This is a genomic window from Amycolatopsis sp. w19 (genome assembly GCF_051373225.1).
In the GTDB taxonomy this organism is placed as follows: domain Bacteria; phylum Actinomycetota; class Actinomycetes; order Mycobacteriales; family Pseudonocardiaceae; genus Amycolatopsis; species Amycolatopsis japonica.
On the sequence record NZ_JBPQFM010000003.1, the window covers coordinates 207,932 to 224,717 of the forward strand.

Annotated in this window: 17 protein-coding genes; 9 read left to right on the top strand and 8 right to left on the bottom strand. The window is 69.4% G+C overall.

Features of this window, described 5'->3' with window-relative positions; genetic code table 11:
- Positions 1-23 precede the first annotated feature (23 nt).
- On the top strand, positions 24-1,169 hold the full coding sequence (locus tag ACSMFO_RS08570) for a hypothetical protein (RefSeq protein ID WP_436457864.1): 1,146 nt from the start codon (positions 24-26) through the stop codon (positions 1,167-1,169).
- Between the two features lie 86 nt (positions 1,170-1,255).
- On the opposite strand, the gene ACSMFO_RS08575 is transcribed toward ACSMFO_RS08570, so the two are convergent.
- Both ACSMFO_RS08575 and ACSMFO_RS08580 read right to left on the bottom strand, forming a co-directional pair.
- Positions 1,256-2,227 (bottom strand): R2-like ligand-binding oxidase, encoded by a 972-nt coding sequence (locus ACSMFO_RS08575; RefSeq protein WP_436457866.1) that lies wholly within the window; start codon positions 2,225-2,227, stop codon positions 1,256-1,258.
- Entirely contained in the window at positions 2,224-2,835 is a 612-nt protein-coding gene (locus tag ACSMFO_RS08580) for a TetR/AcrR family transcriptional regulator (protein WP_174491991.1), read from the bottom strand. Before ACSMFO_RS08580 ends, ACSMFO_RS08575 begins: the two co-directional genes overlap by 4 nt.
- A 94-nt stretch (positions 2,836-2,929) precedes the next feature.
- Here ACSMFO_RS08580 and ACSMFO_RS08585 point away from each other — a divergent pair, with 94 nt between their 5' ends.
- Entirely contained in the window at positions 2,930-3,547 is a 618-nt protein-coding gene (locus ACSMFO_RS08585) for an HAD family hydrolase (RefSeq protein ID WP_436457868.1), read from the top strand.
- Here the strand turns inward: ACSMFO_RS08585 and ACSMFO_RS08590 are convergent.
- A complete protein-coding gene (locus ACSMFO_RS08590) occupies positions 3,519-3,764 on the bottom strand; it encodes a hypothetical protein (protein ID WP_436457869.1) in 246 nt (81 codons plus the stop codon). The genes ACSMFO_RS08585 and ACSMFO_RS08590 overlap by 29 nt on opposite strands.
- 132 nt (positions 3,765-3,896) lie before the next feature.
- Between ACSMFO_RS08590 and ACSMFO_RS08595 the strand changes: the two genes are divergently transcribed.
- Positions 3,897-4,283 carry a cold-shock protein gene (locus ACSMFO_RS08595; protein WP_016337551.1) on the top strand — a complete coding sequence of 129 codons (387 nt, stop codon included), beginning with the start codon at positions 3,897-3,899 and terminating at the stop codon, positions 4,281-4,283.
- A gap of 221 nt (positions 4,284-4,504) precedes the next feature.
- On the opposite strand, the gene ACSMFO_RS08600 is transcribed toward ACSMFO_RS08595, so the two are convergent.
- From ACSMFO_RS08600 to ACSMFO_RS08610, 3 genes are all read right to left on the bottom strand, one after another.
- Positions 4,505-4,969 carry a DUF2771 family protein gene (locus ACSMFO_RS08600; RefSeq protein ID WP_083649846.1) on the bottom strand — a complete coding sequence of 155 codons (465 nt, stop codon included), beginning with the start codon at positions 4,967-4,969 and terminating at the stop codon, positions 4,505-4,507.
- 28 nt (positions 4,970-4,997) lie between these two features.
- A complete protein-coding gene (locus ACSMFO_RS08605; RefSeq protein WP_436457872.1) occupies positions 4,998-6,944 on the bottom strand; it encodes an MFS transporter in 1,947 nt (648 codons plus the stop codon).
- Positions 6,945-7,047: 103 nt separating this feature from the next.
- Positions 7,048-7,815 (bottom strand): glutaminyl-peptide cyclotransferase, encoded by a 768-nt coding sequence (locus tag ACSMFO_RS08610; protein ID WP_436457874.1) that lies wholly within the window; start codon positions 7,813-7,815, stop codon positions 7,048-7,050.
- Positions 7,816-7,864: 49 nt separating this feature from the next.
- Here ACSMFO_RS08610 and ACSMFO_RS08615 point away from each other — a divergent pair, with 49 nt between their 5' ends.
- Together ACSMFO_RS08615 and ACSMFO_RS08620 are read left to right on the top strand one after the other, a co-directional pair.
- A complete protein-coding gene (locus ACSMFO_RS08615) occupies positions 7,865-8,815 on the top strand; it encodes a DUF3027 domain-containing protein (protein ID WP_436457876.1) in 951 nt (316 codons plus the stop codon).
- Positions 8,805-11,612 (top strand): sacsin N-terminal ATP-binding-like domain-containing protein, encoded by a 2,808-nt coding sequence (locus tag ACSMFO_RS08620; protein WP_436457877.1) that lies wholly within the window; start codon positions 8,805-8,807, stop codon positions 11,610-11,612. Before ACSMFO_RS08615 ends, ACSMFO_RS08620 begins: the two co-directional genes overlap by 11 nt.
- A gap of 27 nt (positions 11,613-11,639) precedes the next feature.
- On the opposite strand, the gene ACSMFO_RS08625 is transcribed toward ACSMFO_RS08620, so the two are convergent.
- Positions 11,640-11,867, bottom strand: coding sequence for a DUF2530 domain-containing protein (locus tag ACSMFO_RS08625; protein WP_037335676.1), 228 nt, complete (start codon positions 11,865-11,867; stop codon positions 11,640-11,642).
- Between the two features lie 80 nt (positions 11,868-11,947).
- Here ACSMFO_RS08625 and ACSMFO_RS08630 point away from each other — a divergent pair, with 80 nt between their 5' ends.
- The 4 genes from ACSMFO_RS08630 to ACSMFO_RS08645 all read left to right on the top strand — a co-directional run bounded on the left by ACSMFO_RS08630 (position 11,948) and on the right by ACSMFO_RS08645 (position 15,684).
- On the top strand, positions 11,948-13,405 hold the full coding sequence (locus tag ACSMFO_RS08630; RefSeq protein ID WP_436457879.1) for an NCS2 family permease: 1,458 nt from the start codon (positions 11,948-11,950) through the stop codon (positions 13,403-13,405).
- Between the two features lie 67 nt (positions 13,406-13,472).
- Positions 13,473-13,904, top strand: a complete 432-nt coding sequence (locus ACSMFO_RS08635; RefSeq protein WP_016337543.1) for a MarR family winged helix-turn-helix transcriptional regulator — start codon at positions 13,473-13,475, stop codon at positions 13,902-13,904.
- 107 nt (positions 13,905-14,011) lie between these two features.
- Complete coding sequence (locus ACSMFO_RS08640; protein ID WP_436457881.1) at positions 14,012-15,271, top strand: MFS transporter; 1,260 nt, start codon at positions 14,012-14,014, stop codon at positions 15,269-15,271.
- Positions 15,268-15,684 carry a hypothetical protein gene (locus tag ACSMFO_RS08645; RefSeq protein ID WP_436457882.1) on the top strand — a complete coding sequence of 139 codons (417 nt, stop codon included), beginning with the start codon at positions 15,268-15,270 and terminating at the stop codon, positions 15,682-15,684. The genes ACSMFO_RS08640 and ACSMFO_RS08645 overlap by 4 nt, the downstream gene beginning before the upstream one ends.
- Here ACSMFO_RS08645 and ACSMFO_RS08650 read toward each other — a convergent pair.
- The gene (locus ACSMFO_RS08650) at positions 15,681-16,694 is read right to left on the bottom strand and encodes a hypothetical protein (RefSeq protein WP_436457884.1); all 1,014 of its coding nucleotides are present in this window, start codon (positions 16,692-16,694) and stop codon (positions 15,681-15,683) included. The genes ACSMFO_RS08645 and ACSMFO_RS08650 overlap by 4 nt on opposite strands.
- Positions 16,695-16,786 lie beyond the last annotated feature (92 nt).

A 16,786-nucleotide genomic window follows, 5' to 3' on the forward strand; every position in this document is an offset into this window, starting at 1 on the left:
AACCGCCGCGAAGGGGAGAAGTCATGACACTCAAGCGAAGCAGAAGAGTTCTCGCTCTGGCAGGCTCGCTCGCGGTGCTGCCGCTGATGCTGCCCGGTGTGGCGGTCGCCGCCACCGCGCCGATCGATCTGGGCACGCTGCCGGGGGATCAGTACAGCGAGGTCAACGTGGTCAACGACGACGGCGTCATGGTCGGTTCGTCGACACCGCTGGAAGCCCAGATCAAGTACCACGCGGCGAAATGGGACGCGCTGGGCCGGATTTCCGCGTTGCCCGGCCTCGGCGGCGAGCAGAGCAAGGCGACGGACGTCAACCGCGGTGGGGTCGCGGTCGGCTGGGCCCACAAGGACGCGAACTGGAACCAGGCCGCGGTCAAATGGGCGCCCGACGGCACGGTGACCGCGTTGCCTTACTTGCCCGGTGGGGATTACGCGACCGCGAACGCGATCACCGACGGCGGCGTGATCGTCGGCGCCGGGCGTGCGGCGGACGGGACGATGCACGCCGTCCGGTGGAACCCGGACGGCAAGGTGGTGGACCTCGGCGGCTTGCCGGGTGGCGCCTACGCGAACGCGGAATGGATCACCCCGGACGGCAGGACCGTCGCCGGAACGGCGTCCGACGCCGCGGGGAACAACCACGTCGTGCGCTGGAATCCCGACGGCGTCATCGCCGATCTTTCCCCGGGTAATCCGCGCAGCACTCCGGAGGACATGAACGACTTCGGGGTGATCGTCGGAAGCGCCGACGACGCGAACGGCAATCCGAAACCGGTGCGGTGGGAGCGTGACGGGCGGATGACCTGGCTCGACTGGCCGGAACGGGATCCGGGCTGGGCGAACGCGGTGAACAACGCCGGTGCCGCGGCCGGTGGCGGCTATCTGGTGTTCGGCACGGAAAGCCCGGTCAAGTGGAACCGCGCGGGAACCCGTACGACACTTTCGACCGCGCGTGGGCTGGCTTACGACATCGACCGGCTCGGCACGGTCGTGGGCCTGGAGAACAACATCGCGACGAAGTGGTCGGCGAACGGCACTCCGACGGTCCTCGGCGCGCTGCCGGGCGGCTCCTACAGCGTCGCCACCCACATCGCGGCGAACGGGACGGTCGTCGGCTTGTCCGACAACGAAAACGGCCGCACGCACGCCGTGTACTGGCCCGCCGGGTAGGGGCTGAAGGACGCTTTCACCGCATGTGATGCAGTGAAAGCGTCCTTCGCCGCGTGCGATGCGGGGAAAGCGTCCTTCAGCTCTCCCTAGGCCGCGGAGTTGGCCGCAGCCGCGGCGATCGCCTTCGCGTCTTCTTCGCCGAAGGTCTCTTCGAGGTTCTCCGGCGAATAGTCGAGATCGATCTGCTTCACCGGCATCCCGCGCGCGGACTCGATCGCGCCGAGACGCCGCTGCGCCCGGTCCGCCGCGTACTGGATGATCTCCTCGGGATCGTTGTCGAACGGGATCTCCTCGAACTGATCCTGCACCCACTGGATCATGCCCAGCGCGTGGGGGAGCAGTTCGCCCATCCGTTGCTGCACCGCGTCCCAGAGCGAATCGTCGGCGGCCACGTGACGGCGGCAGGTGAAGGTGCCCCACGCCATGTGGCGGCGTTCGTCGTCGCCGATGCGGCGCACCAGTTCCTGCATACCCGGCAGGATGTCGTGCTGTGTGCAGATCAGCTGCCACGAGTAGTACCCGGTCAGCGCGAGACTGCCCTCGATGACGTGGTTGTAGGTGACGCTCGCGCGGATCTGGTTGAGCGGACTGGGATCGTCTTCCAGCGCACGCAAGGACTGCGGCAGCTCTTCGTAGAAAAGCTTGCGGTAGTGGGGATTCTCCGCGACGTACGGATGCAGGTCCTCGGTCAGCCCGACGGAGTCCATCCAACGACGGAACACCTCGGTGTGCTTGGCCTCCTCGAAACAGAACTGCGTCAGGTACATCTCGTCGCCGAAGCGGCCGGTCGCGGACATCGCCCGCATGAACGGCTGGATGTCTTCGGTGACCGCCTCTTCGCCCGCGATGAACTGTGCCACCAGATAGGTCGTCGACCGCTGCTGTTCCGGGTTGAGGCTTTCCCAGCCTTCGCGTTCACGGGAGAAGTCGATGTCGGCCGGGTTCCAGAACTTCTTGTTCCCCTTGACGAACAGCCGCAGCGGGAACGAGTCCCAGTTCAGCCCGCCTTTGCGCAGTGAGGAAAAACCGGTCCGCAGTTCGGAGAGCGTGTCGGTCATGAGGTCCCCTTCGAATCGGTGGTCAGCGCCCGTATCGCGGGTGCCAGCACGGCGACGACCGCCGCCGCCGCCTCGTCGGCCGAATGCGTCGGCATGACGAGATGGGACAGGGAAAGCCGCACGACGGTCTCCGCCAGCAGCGTGGCGGATTCCGGGGAGAGCGACGGCTCGAACTCGCGGTACTGCCCGGCCGCGACCTCGGTGGCCGCGGTCAGGATCGGTTCGCCCTTGGTGGTGAGCAGGGGAAGGAGGTCCTCGCCCGCTTCGGTGCCCAGCGTGGTGGCGACGAGCCGGTTCTCGCGGGCGTGCTCGATCGTGTACACGACCGCCTCGCGGATCCCGTCGCGCAGGTCCAGTGCGTCTTGGACGCGCACGCGGATGCCTTCCAGGAACTCCGAAGTCGTCCGGAGGACCACGGCCTCGGCGAGCGTGCCCTTGTTGCCGAACTCGTTGTAGACGGTCTGCCTGCTCACGCCGGCGCGGGCGGCGACGTCCGCCATCCGCAGGGCCGTGTAGCCGTGTTCGGTGAGCAGCTCGGTGGCCGCGTCGAGCAGTGCCTCCCGCAGGGAGGCCTTGGTCCGATCGGAGAAGCTCGTGATCTCGCCCACACTTCCAGCTTGACACAGATCACGCGCATGTCAAAGAAGTTGACGGGTGCCCGTCCGGTGTAAATCGGTCGGTGGTGGCGGTTACCGTGATCGTGTGGGCATCACCGTGGGGTTCGACCTCGACATGACACTGATCGATCCGCGGCCGGGCATGGTCGCGGTGATGAACGCGCTCGGCGTGGAATCCGGCCTGCCGCTGGACGGCGAATACTTCGCGGCCAACCTCGGCCCGCCGCTCGACGCCAGCCTGCGGGGTTTCGGCGCGCCGGAGGAGCGCATCCCGGAGCTGGTGGCGCGGTTCCGCGCGATGTATCCGGAGACGGTCGTGCCGGTGACGGTCGCGATGCCCGGCGCGGCCGAAGCACTGCACGCGGTCCGCGAGTCGGGCGGACGCACCGTCGTCGTCACCGGCAAATACGCGCCCAACGCGAAACTCCACCTGGACGCGCTCGGGCTGGAGGTCGACGTCCTGGTCGGGGAACTGTGGTCGACGGAGAAGGCCGCCGCGCTCACCGAGCACGGCGCCCGCGTCTACGTCGGGGATCACGTCGGCGACATCCGCGGCGCGCTGGCGGCGGGCGCGGTCCCGATCGGGGTCACGACCGGCCCGTGCACCAAGGAAGAGCTGCTCGCGGAAGGAGCCGACGTGGTGTTCGACTCGCTGACCGAGTTCCCCGGCTGGCTCAGCTCTTTCGGCGAGCCTCGCGGATAAGGGCGATCAGGCCGAGGGCGAGCCCCAGCGGAGTGATCACGCCCGCCGCGGCGGAAAGCCACACCGGCAGGTTCTCGAGTCCGGCGGCGAACATGACGAAAACCGCTGTGACGGCGATCATGCCCAGCGCGAACAGGCCGATGCCGACGCGCATGAGGATCGGTTTGCCGGGCTTGTCGGGGACGGCCACAGCGGCCTCCTTTACTGCGGTCTCCATGAAGGAGAGGGTATCCGCCGGTATCCGCTTCTCCACAGGGCCTGTGGCGAGATACGCTTATGGGACGCGCGCCCTGGGTACGCCCCCGGGCGCGTTCGTTGTGAGCGGGACAGCAAAGGATTGGTGAGGGAAGTGCCGACCGGCAAGGTCAAGTGGTACGACGCGGAGAAGGGTTTCGGTTTCGTCACCCAGGATGGGGGCGCCGACGTCTACATCCGCAAAGCCGCGCTGCCGCAGGGCGTCGAAGGGCTCAAGGCCGGGCAGCGCCTCGAGTTCGGTGTCGCCGACGGCCGCCGCGGCCCGCAAGCGCTCTCCGTCCGGCTGCTGGACCCGCCGCCCTCGGTCGCCGAGGCGCGCCGCCGCCCCGCCGAGGAGCTGCACGGGCTCATCGAGGACATGATCAAGCTGCTCGAACTCAAGGTGCAGCCGGATCTGCGGCGCAACCGCTACCCGGACCGCAAGAACACCAAGCAGATCGCCGAGATCATGCGCGCGGTCGCGCGGGACCTCGATCCCTGATCGGCGCTCCCCACCCACGTGCCATGAAAGGTCCTTTCCTTGCAAATTTTGCAAGGAAAGGACCTTTCATGGCACTCGCGTACGTCGATGCCTCGGGATCCTCGCCCGGTCCGTGAAGGCCTCCTTGAGGGACCCAGAGTCCCTCAAGGAGGCCTTCACGGACTCGAGGAGCGCCGCAGCTCAGGGAGCCCGCGCGGTGGTAGCAAAGGTCCCTTGCTCCCTCAGGCGGCCGGCGGCTCGACCTGCAGCGACCAGATGGCCGTCGTGACCGCCTCGGCGTCCTCCGGCCGTCCGGTCCGGCTGAGCACCGAAGCCTGCGCGACCTCGACGACGAGGATCTGGTCGTCGGGCCGCGGCGTCGTCACGGTGTAGGCGAACCGGTCCAGCGACGTGATGATGTCCTGCTTGAGTTCCTGCGGCTCGCCCTGGCCGTTCACGTACTGCACCGTGACCTTCCACGGCGTTTCCGCGATCGCGCTCGGCACCGAGATCTGCACCGGCTTCCCCGGCCGGATCCGCAGCTTGCCCGCGGCGTCGGGCCTGGTGGTGCACTGGGCGCTCTTGATGTCGCACGACGCCAGCGGGCCGACGTTCACCGTCTTGCCGTCGGCGAAGAAGGTCACCTCTTCGGGGCCGGGGGCCGCGCAACCGGCCACCACGAAACCACCCGCCGCGAGCAGGGCCAAAATACGAAGTCGCCGCATACGGTGAAGATTACGAGCCCGGCCGCCACCGGGAGTCACCGGGCTGCGAGGGGACCGGCGTTTCGCTGGTCGGCTCCGGGCGCAGCGGCCGGTCGCCGCCGAGACCCGGGACCAGCGAGGTCCCGCGCCGGACCATGAACGTCTGCGTGAACCCGACGGCCAGCAGGATCGACAGCACCAGGAAGCCGATCCAGTACGTCGGCGGCAGCAGCAGGCCGACGGCGCCACCGAAGCACCAGGACATCTGCAGCACGGTCTCCGACCGCCCGAACGCCGAGGCGCGCGACTCTTCCGGCAGGTCTTCCTGGATGACGGCGTCGAGGCTGATCTTCGCCAGCGCGCTCGCGGTCGCGCCGACGAGCGCCACGATCGCCGCCGTCGCCAGTCCGGCCGCCACGGTGGCGATGATCGCGATGCCGAGGCAGGCGCCGACGCAGGCCAGGATCACCTGATCCGGTTTGCCGAAGTGCAGCCGTGAACCCAGCGCGTTGCCGAGGAAACCACCCACACCCGCCGCGGCACCGATGATGCCGAGCAGCAGCAGCTGGTCGAACGGGCTCTGCCCGCTGCCTTCGGCCTGCGCCTTCACCGCGAACGCGGAGAACATCATCAGGAATCCGGTCAGCACGCGGACGGTGCCGTTGCCCCACAACGAGACGACGATCTGCCGCCCCATCGGCTGCCGCTGCTTCTTGACCCGCCGCTCGGGATGCGCGGACAGCGACGCCGGCACCTCGCCCTCGGTCTTCTCGACCCAGGACGGGATGCGCATCGACTGCACCGCGGCCGCGACGCAGATCAGCATGGTGAACCACAGCGCGCCCTGCGAGCCCCAGATCGCGTTGACCCCGCTCGCGAGCGCGCCGAACGCACCGGCGGCGACCAGGCCGAACACGGTCAGCCGCGCGTTGGTCTTGGACAGCGTGATCTCGGGCGGCAGCACCCGTGGGGTCACCGCGGCCTTGAGCACGGTGAACGACTTCGACAGCACCATCATGCCCAGCGCCGCCGGGTACAGGAGCCAGTCGTCGAAGTGCAGCGCCATCACGATCGCCATCAGCGCCTGCCCCGCCGAGGACACGCACATCGCCAGCCGTCGGCCGCGCTGGATCTTGTCCAGCGCCGGGCCGATCACCGGCGCGACCAGCGCGAACGGCGCGATCGTGATGAGCAGGTAGAGCGCGACCTTGCCCTTGCTCTCCCCGCTGGTGGCGGCGAAGAACAAGGTGTTCGCCAGCGCGATCGCCATCGCGGCGTCGCTGGCGTAGTTCAGCATCACCGCGTACGTCAGCGAAGTGAGGCCCGACTTGTCGGCGCCGTCCGCCTTCGTCGCGCGCTGGAACGCGCCGACGGCCTGCCCGGTGAGCTGACGGCTGCGCATCGCCGCGACCCGGGTGACCGTGATCTTCTTCGGCATCTTCGGCAAGGCGCCCGCGCGAGGCGGGACCGCGGTCGTCGGATGCTCGTGCGGCTGCTCCTGGGCGACCCGCGGCTCACCCGCGTATCCGCCGGTGTCGTAGTGCTCGTACTCGCCGCTGCCCGGTGGATGCTCGTCATAGAACCCGCCCGGACGACGCCGGACGGGTTCGGTCTGACGCTGCGAAGGATCCGGATACGGCCGCGCGCCACGAGGAGGCGTCCTCGGCGGTGGCGGTGGCGGCGGCGGTGGCTGGTGGTGTCCCATCGGGATCGCGCTGGTGCGCGCTTCGTCGGCGGTGGGACCGGCCGGATGCGGCTGGTACTGGGGCTGGTGCGGCGGCTGCGGGCGGGCCGCACGCGGCGCGGGCGGGGGCACCGGCTGCTGATCGACCCTGGTCGGCGGCGGTGCGGACCAGCTGCGTGCCTGGGCGGCGCCGGGCTCCGGCGTCCACTTCCGCTTGCTCTTGCGGCCACGCTCCTTGCCCGACCGGCCGGAACGCGTGCCGTCGGGTCCAGAGTTCGAGCCGAAGATTCCCACGGTTCAATCCTGCCTTACGCGAGGTCCGCTTCGCGCGTTCACCACTGCTTTCTCCATCCATGCCCCCGCCGCCACCCTCAAAGGAGAAGCAAGCTTCGCTGTTTTATGCCTGAACCGGGACGAATTTCACGCGGAACATCTTGGGCCAGAGCTTGCCGGTGATCAGGAATTCGTCGGTCCCGGGCACCGCCGCGATGCCGTTGAGGACGTCCGCGGCGCCCCGCTCGGCCCCGTCCAGCAGGCCGGAGGCGTCGATCTCGCCGGTGACCCGCCCGGTCGCGGCGTCGATCCGCAGGATCCGGTCGGTCTGCCAGACGTTCGCGTACACGGAGTCGCCGACGCATTCCAGCTCGTTCAGCTGGTCACGGCCGACATCGACACCGCCCGTCGGCGCGAAGGACACAGGGTCGCGGAAGGTCAGCTTCGACGACCCGTCGCTCATCACCAGCCGCCCGTCGCGATGACAGAGTCCCCAGCCCTCGCCGGTGTACGTCACCCGCCTCAGCTCGGCCAGTGTCTTGGCGTCGCGTTCGATCGCGACGCCGTCCTGCCAGGTGATCTGCCAGGCCGTCGCCCCGAGCACGGTGATGCCCTCGCCGAACAGGCCGGGCAGTTCCTGCCGGACCGCCGGCGCCGCACCCGCGGGCCCGGCCCGCATCGACGACTTCCCGACCAGGCCGGTGCCCTCGTACAGCGTCTCGCCGGAGAACTCGAGGCCCTGGGTGAAGGCGCCCGGGTCGTGGGGCAACGTCGAGAGCACCCGCACCTTCAGTTTCTCGGGCGCGGGCGGCGCGGCGTCGCTCACCGGCGCGGCGGCGCAGCCACCGAGGACGGCGGCCAGCAGGAGCGAGGTGGTCATCAGCGTGCGCACGCGGACAGCCTGACACGGACCGCGATATCGCGTGCGGCAGAATAGGGGTATGACCCTGCTGTTGACCCTGGACGACGGCTCCATCCAGCGCAAACTCGCCGAGGCGGTCGATCTGGCCCGCGCGGCGGTGCTGGAGGACGCCGGTGCCGAACAGGTCGGCGCGCACGTCGGCGTGGACTCCGAGGACGCGGTCTCCGCGAGCCACCTGTTCGAGGCGACCGTGACGGGGTATCGCGGCTGGCGCTGGTCGGTGACGGTCGCGCTCGCCGGTGAGGACGAGCCGATCACGGTCAGCGAGGTCGTGCTGATCCCGGGTCCGGACGCACGCGTCGCCCCGGCGTGGGTGCCGTGGGAGCGCCGCGTGCAGGCGGGCGACCTCGGCGTCGGCGACATCTTCCCGGTGGAGAAGGACGACCCGCGGCTCGTCCCCGCGTACCTGGAGTCCGATGACCCCGCGGTCGAAGCGGTCGCCAAGGAGACCGGGCTCGGCCGGGTCCACGTGCTGTCCCGGCACGGCAGGCTCGACGCCGCCGCCCGCTGGCACGGCGGCGAGTTCGGCCCGCGGTCGGACATGGCTCGCAGCGCGCCGGACGTCTGCGGGAGTTGCGGGTTCTTCGTGTCGCTCGCCGGTTCGCTCAGCGCGGCCTTCGGTGCGTGCACCAACGACATCTCCCCGGCGGACGGCCACGTCGTCGACGTCGAGTACGGCTGCGGCGCGCACTCCGAGATCGAGGTCGAGGTGACCTCGTCGGTGCCGGTCGCGGAACTAGTCTACGACGACTCGCTGATGGACTTCGAGCCTGCTCCGGAGACGCCCGTCGAGGCTCCCGAACCCGAGCCCGCCGAAGCCACGGTCGTCGACGAGTCCGAGGCCCCGGTGGCCGAGGCGCCCGAGACCGCCGAGGTCCAGCCGGAGGTCGAACCCGAGGCGGTGGCCGCCGAGACCACGGAAACGGCCGACGAGGCGCAGGTCGAGGCTGAAAGCGCCAGTGAGCACTGACCCGTTCGGCACCGAGCGGCTCCGCGCCGCCGTCCTGCGGGCGTGGGCCGATTCGCCGACGCGGTTCACCGAGGACACGAACACCGAGAACGACCTGCGGGTCGGCGGCTATCGCGACCGGTTGTTCGTCGAGCTGGCGCAGAACGCCGCCGACGCCGCCCTCGCCGCCGGTGATCGCGGCACGCTCCGGGTGTCCGTTGTGGACGGTGAGCTGAGGTTCGCCAACACGGGCGCGCCCTTGGACGCCCGCGGGGTCGAATCCCTTGCCTCCCTTCGCGCTTCCGGCAAGGGGGAGGAGACCGTCGGCCGGTTCGGCGTCGGATTCGCCGCCGTGCTCACGGTTTCCGCCGAGCCGAGGATCGTTTCGGTGACCGGCGGCGTCGCGTTCTCGGCGGAACGCACGCGTGCGGAAGCCGATCGCACCGGAGACGTTCCCGTGCTGCGGCTGCCGTGGCCGGTCGCCGAAGACGAGCCTCCCGTGCCCGAGGGTTTCACCACCGAGGTCCGGCTTCCGCTGCGCGAAGGCGTCGATGTCCGGGCCCTGCTGGCGGATCTGAAGAACGACATCGGCGATCTTCTGCTCACCTTGCCCTGGCTGGAAAGCGTCGAGGTCGAAGGCGGTGTCTGGCGCCGCTCCGATCTCGGTGACGGTGTCGTCGAGATCGCGTCGCCGGACGGTTCCGAGCACTGGCAGGTGCATCGCGGCGAGGTCGTCTGGGCCGTCCCGCTCGACGGATCAGGTTCACCCCGGCCGCTCGGTGACGACGTCCTGCACGCGCCGACCCCCACCGACGACGAGCTTTCCCTGCCGGCCAGGCTGATCGCGACGCTCCCGATCGAGCCGTCCCGGCGCCGCGCGCTGCCGGGTCCGGAGCTGACCACCGCGTTGAAGAACGCCGCGCGGGAGTACGTCGAGCTCGTCTGTTCCTTGCCGGGCAAGGAACGTCTGGCGCTCGTGCCCGGCGCGGGCTTCCCGCGTTCCACTGTGGACGGAACGCTGCGCGAGGCCATCCTCGAGAATCTCACCGACTCGCCTTGGCTTCCCGCGCAGGAGGGTGACGATCTGCCGGGGCGTCAGGCGCGTGTCCTTTCGGTGGACGTGCCGGGATTGGCGCCGCTGCTGGCCGATCTCGTGCCCGGCTTGATTTCACTGTCCGGTGTGGACCTTCGCGCGGTCGGCGCGCGGTCGCTTTCGCCCGCCGAAGCCATCGAACTGCTGACCGGGGCCCAGCGCGAGCCCTCGTGGTGGCGTTCGCTCTACGACGTGCTGCTCCCGGCGCTCGAAGCACACGACCTCGCCAAGGACGATCTCGGCGCGTTGCCGGTACCGATGTCCGACGGCCGCACCTTGCCCGGTGTCCGCGACGCGCTGCTCGTCGGTGGCTCGGCGGAACTGCTCGAACTCCTGTCCGATGTGGACATAATCGGGCTGCGGCTGGTGCATCCGGCCGCCGCGCATCCGTTGCTGGAACGCTTGGGTGCCAAGCACGCCGAGGCGAGCGACCTGCTCGAAGCCGACGCGCTGAGCGCGGCCGTCGAACGCAGTGTCGAAGACGTCCGGTCCGGTTTGGACGGTATGGCGCTCGCGGGCGCGGTGCTCCGCCTGATCGCCGAGGTCGGCGACGAAGCCCCCGATTGGGCGGGTGCGCTGGCCCTGCCGAGCGAGGACGGCTGGCGTCGCGCGGACGAACTCGTCCTGCCGACGTCGCCGCTGGGCGACATCTTCGACCCCGAGGTCTTCGAAGAAGACGGCGCTTTGTCCGTGCTGGACGAGGAATTCGCCGAAGACTGGCCGGTGGCGACGCTCGTCGCGGTCGGCGTGCTCGATTCGTTCGCGATCATCACCGACGACGAACCCCTCGAACCCGAACACGGGCTGCCCGAGGAGCACGAGTGGTGGGATTCCCGGGAACGGCCGCCGTCGCGGGTGCTCGCCGTGCGCGATCTCGACCTCGTCGGTGACGACGCCTGGCCGGAGGCGCTGCGCCTGCTCGCGGCGCGTCCCGAAACCTGGCGGGCCCTCACCGAACCCGGCGGGCACACCGGCTGGTGGCTCGCGCGGTACGCGTTGCTGGACGGGCACGCCCCGCTCGACTGGCGGATGCCGGAAGCGTCCGCGCTGGCCGGGCTCTACGACGTCGTCCCGGATTCGGGACTGAGCAAGGAGATCCTGCTCGCCGCCGGTGTCCGGACGGAGCTGGGGGCGGACGCCGAAGACGTCGAGGATCTCCTGGATCGGCTCGGGGATCCCGAGCGCAAGGTGAGCCCCGGGCTCGCTTCCCGCGCGCACGCGGCCCTCGCCGAGTACACAGTGGACGTTCCCGCGCCGGACCGCGTCCGTGCCGCGGACGGCTCGGCCGTCGACGCTCACGACGCCGTGGTGCTCGACGTGCCGTGGTTCGCCGCCGTACTGGCGCCGGAGCGGATGGTCGTCTCGGCGAGCGGCGCCGCCGCGCTGGCGGAACTGCTGGACCTGCCGGTGGCGAGCGGACTCGACGCCAAGGTCACCGAAGACGGCGAGTACGTGCCGTGGACGGAGCTGTCCGCGCTCCGGCTGGCCGCCGATCAGCTGGGCGTCGAACTGCCCGAGGGCGGCGTGCTGCTGCACGAGGCACTGACGGTGACCTTCGAGGACACCGAGCACGAGGTCGCCTGGTGGTCCGACGGCAGGCTGCACGCCGCCGACACCCCGGAAGGCCTCGGCCGGGCCTTCGCCTGGGCCACGGACCGCTGGGCCGACCGTCACGTCCTGACAGCCCTGCTCGACGACCCCTCGCCCTCCGCGCTCCTGAACTGACCGCGTTTCGTCCTCTGAATGCGGGGGTTAGAGGCGCTGGGCGCTCTTCGAGCCCCGGCGGGCGGCGGCGCGCTGCCAGGCGATGATCGCGAGACCGATGAAGCCGAGCACGACGCCGGAGAACGCCGTCTGCACCCAGATGCCGTCGGTCACAAAGAACAGGACCACGGTCGCGACCGCCCAGAGCGAGGTACCTACGATCACGACCGGCGTCAGGTCGGTCAGCCGCTTCGGCAGCTCCGGCGTTGGCCGCAATGAACCGTTTACTTCCCCGGAATTGATCGATTCGCCCACGTGGGGAAGGGTACCCGGCAACGGGCGAAGGGTGGTACGCGATGGCGGAGCAGCGCACCCGGTCCACACTGGACCGGTTCTTCAAGATCAGCGAGCGCGGCTCGACACCGGGGCGGGAGATCCGCGGCGGGATCGTCACCTTCTTCACGATGGCCTACATCGTGGTGCTGAATCCCCTGATCCTCGGCAGTTTCTCCGCCGAAGACGCGGGCGCGCACAAGGACGTCCTCGGCAACATCCTCCCCGTGCCGCAGGTCGCCGCGGTGACCGCGCTGGTCGCCGGCGTGCTGACGATCATCATGGGCCTGGTCGCGAACTACCCGTTCGCCATCGCCACCGGCCTCGGTATCAACAGCCTGATCGCGGTCACCTTCGCCTCCCAGATGACCTGGCCGGAGGCGATGGGCCTGGTGGTGATCGAGGGCCTTGTCATCGTCCTGCTGGTGTTCGCCGGCATCCGGACGGCGGTGTTCAACGCCGTGCCACCGCCGCTGAAATCCGCGATCGCGGTCGGCATCGGCCTGTTCATCTGCCTGATCGGCCTGGTCGACGCCGGCTTCGTCCGCCGCGTCCCGGACGACGCGAAGACGACCGTGCCGGTCGGGCTGGGCATCAACGGCTCGATCGCCTCGTGGCCGACGCTGGTGTTCGTCGTCGGCCTGCTGGTCACCGGCATCCTGGTGGCGAAGCGGGTCAAGGGCGCGATCCTGATCGGTGTCCTCGCGTCGACCGTGCTGGCGATCGTCGTCGAGGCGATCACCAAGGTCGGCCCGTCCAAGGGCGTCAACCCGCAGGGCTGGAACCTCGGCTACCCGGCGCTGCCGGATCAGGTCCTCGGGCTGCCGGACCTCTCGCTGGTCGGCGATATCTCCTTCGGCGCCTGGACGCGACTGCCGATCATCACCGTCGTGCTGCTGGTGTTCACCCTGGTGCTGGCGGACTTCTTCGACACCATGGGCTCGATGACCGGCCTGGCGAAGGAAGGCGGGCTGCTCCCGGCGGACGGCAAGCTCCCGAACGTCGGCAAGGCCCTGTTCGTCGACGGCACCGCCGCGGTGGCGGGCGGCTTCGCGTCGTCGAGTTCGAACACCGTCTTCGTCGAATCCGCGTCCGGTATCGCCGAGGGCGCCAGGACCGGGCTCGCGAACGTCGTCACCGGCGTGCTGTTCATCGCGGCCATGTTCCTGACCCCGCTTTACCAGGTCGTCCCGGTCGAGGCCGCCGCTCCGGCGCTGGTCGTCGTCGGCGCGCTGATGATGAGCCAGGTCAAGGAGATCGACTTCTCCGACTTCACCGTCGCGCTGCCCGCGTTCCTGACCATCGTGGTCATGCCGTTCACCTACTCGATCGCCAACGGCATCGGCGCCGGCTTCGTCAGCTACGTCGTCATCCGCGCGGTCACCGGCAAGGCCAAGGGCGTGCACCCGCTGATGTGGGGTATCGCGGCGATGTTCGTGGCCTATTTCGCGGTCGGGCCCATCCAGGCCGCGTTCAACTGACCAGCGGTTATGTCATCCGTGGGCGATCTCACGGGCCGATGATCCGATCGTGAGGTATGCTAACTATATGTCCGGAGACACGCACGAGCGCTCACTGGCGAGCCGCCTGCGTCTCGCGGTGGTGCGGCTCAATCGACGGCTACGGGCCCAGCGTGCCGGTGACGGCATCTCGTTGACCCAGGTGTCCGCGTTGTCGACGCTGCACAAATGCGGTGCGCTGACCCCCGGTCAGCTCGCCGCGAAGGAAGGCGTCCAGCCGCCCTCGATGACGAGGGTGATCGCCGCGCTCGAGGAGATGGGTTACGTCGAGCGCAGGCCGCATCCGACGGACGGCCGCCAGGCCATCGTCGAACTGTCCGATCGCGGCCGGGCCTACGTGATCGAGCAGATCACCGCGCGGGAGATCTGGCTGGACAAGCAATTGGCGGAGTTGAGCGCCGAAGAACGTGAAGTGCTCTCTCGCGCCTCCGAGATCATCGACAGGATGGCGGGGAACTAACAGCGGTGACGACCACGGGTAACGAAACACAGTGTCCTTCCAAGACCACCGTTACCCGGGAACCCGCACCACCGCCACCACCCGCGCGCGAGAAGCCGCGCGGGAGCATGTTCTCCTCGCTGAAGGTCCGCAACTACCGGCTCTTCTTCACCGGCCAGGTCATCTCGAACATCGGCACCTGGATGCAGCGCATCGCTCAGGACTGGCTGGTGTTCACCCTCAGCGGCAACGACCCGATCGCGCTCGGCATCGCGGTCGCGCTGCAGTTCGCGCCGACACTGTTCCTCTCGCTGTGGGCGGGTGTGCTGGCCGACCGCGTCGACAAACGACGGCTGCTGATCGGTATCCAGATCGCCGTCCTGACGCAGGCGGTGATCCTCGGCGCCCTCGACCTGAGCGGGATCGCGGCGCTCTGGCACGTGTACCTCCTCTGTTTCACCCTCGGCGTGACGGCGTCGCTGGAAGTGCCCGCGCGGCAGTCGTTCGTCGCCGAGATGGTGGGCAGGGACAAGGTCACCAACGCCGTCGCGCTCAACTCGTCGATCTTCAACATGGCCCGGATCGTCGGCCCCGCCATCGCGGGTTTCGCGATCACCTGGGTCGGCACCGGCTGGCTGTTCATGGCGAACGCGGTGAGCACGGGCGCCGTCATCGCCGCGCTGGTGCTGATGAACCCGGACAAGCTCTTCCGCGGCCCGGCCATCCCGCGCGAGAAGGGGCAGCTCGTCGAGGGGCTGCGGTACGTCCGGCGGCGCAGTGACCTGATGACCGTGATGGTGCTGGTGTTCTTCGTGAGCACGTTCGGCATCACGTACTTCACGTCGCTGCCGATCGTCGCCGCGAACGTCTTCCACACCGACGCCGACGGCTACGGTCTGCTGTCGACGCTGGTCGCCGTCGGCACCTTCACCGGCGCGCTGATGTCGGCCCGTCGCAACACCCGCAGTGGTCCGCGCGTGCGGCTGCTGCTGATCTCGGCGTTCCTGCTCGGCGCGTTCGAGGTGATCACCGCGTTCATGCCGACGTACCTGACCTTCGGCCTCGCGCTCATCCCGCTCGGCTTCGCCACGATCACCTTCCTGAACACGGCGAACGCGCTCGTGCAGACCGCGGTCAGCCCGGAGATGCGCGGCCGGGTGATGGGCCTGTACGTGCTGGTGCTGATCGGCGGCAACCCCATCGGCGGCCCGATGACCGGCTGGATGGCCGACGCCTTCGGCGGCCGCTCGCCGTTCTACATCGGCGGCGCGATCTCGGCGGTCGCCGCGGTGGTGTGCGCCGTCGTGCTGATCCGCCGTGGCGGGGTGAGCCTGCCGGTGCGGCGGTTCGGGAACGGTCTGCGCGTGCTGAAACGGGAACGGGTGTGAACCGGCTCGGCGTCGAACCGTCGGGGACCGGGTTCCTCGACTGGACGATCGACGGCGTCGCGCTGCGCTCGATGGTTCCCGCTGAGCAGCGGACGCCGTTGTTCCTGGACGACGACAGGTGGCGCGAGTCCGCGGTCGAGACGCTTCGCCGTCTTCTGGGGCGCCTGCCGGGCGATTTCGACGACGGCCGGGTCGCGCTGCTGATGTGTCCGCAGTGTGGCGATCTCGGCTGTGGTGCCTACAGCGTCGAAGTCGTCTTCGGCGACGATGTGGTCGAGTGGCGGGCCTTCGGCTGGCAAACCGACTACGAGCCGTTCGACGACCCGGAGGAGTACCGGTTCACCGGCGCCCGCTTCGAGCGGACGGCATACGAGACGCTGCTCGGCGACCTCTTGTCGAACTACCGCGCCTAGCGGCCGAGCAGCGGCGGCACCATCTTCTCGGCGAGGGCCACGAGGTCGCCGGTGCCCTTGAACTTGAGCGTCTGCCCGGCCGGATCGCCGGTGAGCTGCACGACGACGCCTCGTCCGTCGACTTGGGCAGGCAGCCCGGCGACGGTCGTGGTCGGGGCGACGGCGGTGGACAGCTCGCTGTAGTCCGCGGTCACGCCGTTCAGCTCGCATCCGGCGAAGAACGTCGGCTTCGCCGTGTCGGCCGGGACGCCGAGCGCGCGGCCGAGTTCTCCGCACAGCAGCCACGAGATCACCGGCAGCGGCTTGTCCTTGATCGGACCGAGTTCCGTCTTCTCGAGCGGGATCTCGCCGTTCTCGCCGATTTTCGGCAACTTCGGCCCCGGCGGCATCGCGCCCGCGATCAGCGCTTCGGCGAGCGCTCTCGCCTTCTTCTCGGTTTCCGGGCTCTTCACGGTCCTGCCGCGGATCGAGACGTGCAGCACGGGCGAGGCGCCATTGTGCGGCGCGACTTCGACGAGCTCGACGCTCAGGCTGGTGCCGTCCTCGTTCGTGGCGATGACCGCTAGCTTGCCCGCGACCGTGGTCCTCGTGGGCAGCCCGCGGCTCGTGTCGTCCGGCAGCGCCGGTGCCATCTGCGCGCTTACGTCGAGCTGCGCGGTGACCGCGTGGCAGGACTGGCCGGCCTCGCGAAGCGTGCGGCCACCGAGGATCTCCTCCCAGCGCTGCTCCGGGATCGCCTGGCACAGCACCTGCGCGGCGGTTTCGTCCGTCAGCGCGGCCACCATCTCGCCCGTCGGCATCGTGACCGGGCGGAGCGCCTGTCCGGACCTGGACGGCCAGGTCGCGGGGAGCTCGGCTTCGGGCTCGTCGTCCTGGTTCAGCACGGTGATCGCGACGACGATGCCGACGCCGAACAGCAGCAGCACACTGACCAGCGCGCAGCCCGCCCAGATCCACATCGGACGGTCGGTCTTGCGCGCGATGGCGCGGTAGTCGTTCGGGGTGGCCACGGGGGTGAAGCTAGTCCGTCGGGCGCCCGCTGTCCGGTGAAACGCCCAAAGGCTCGTGAGTGGTAAGGACGGTTAGAACCGTCCTTACCACT

Excerpts from the sequence above, each read along its gene's own strand:
- ACSMFO_RS08570 (WP_436457864.1), top strand. The coding sequence starts at position 24 with ATGACACTCAAGCGAAGCAGAAGAGTTCTCGCTCTGGCAGGCTCGCTC.
- ACSMFO_RS08590 (WP_436457869.1), bottom strand. The coding sequence starts at position 3,764 with ATGGAGACCGCAGTAAAGGAGGCCGCTGTGGCCGTCCCCGACAAGCCC.
- ACSMFO_RS08630 (WP_436457879.1), top strand. The coding sequence starts at position 11,948 with ATGGCGGAGCAGCGCACCCGGTCCACACTGGACCGGTTCTTCAAGATC.
- ACSMFO_RS08615 (WP_436457876.1), top strand. The coding sequence starts at position 7,865 with ATGACCCTGCTGTTGACCCTGGACGACGGCTCCATCCAGCGCAAACTC.
- ACSMFO_RS08575 (WP_436457866.1), bottom strand. The coding sequence starts at position 2,227 with ATGACCGACACGCTCTCCGAACTGCGGACCGGTTTTTCCTCACTGCGC.
- ACSMFO_RS08640 (WP_436457881.1), top strand. The coding sequence starts at position 14,012 with ATGTTCTCCTCGCTGAAGGTCCGCAACTACCGGCTCTTCTTCACCGGC.
- ACSMFO_RS08635 (WP_016337543.1), top strand. The coding sequence starts at position 13,473 with ATGTCCGGAGACACGCACGAGCGCTCACTGGCGAGCCGCCTGCGTCTC.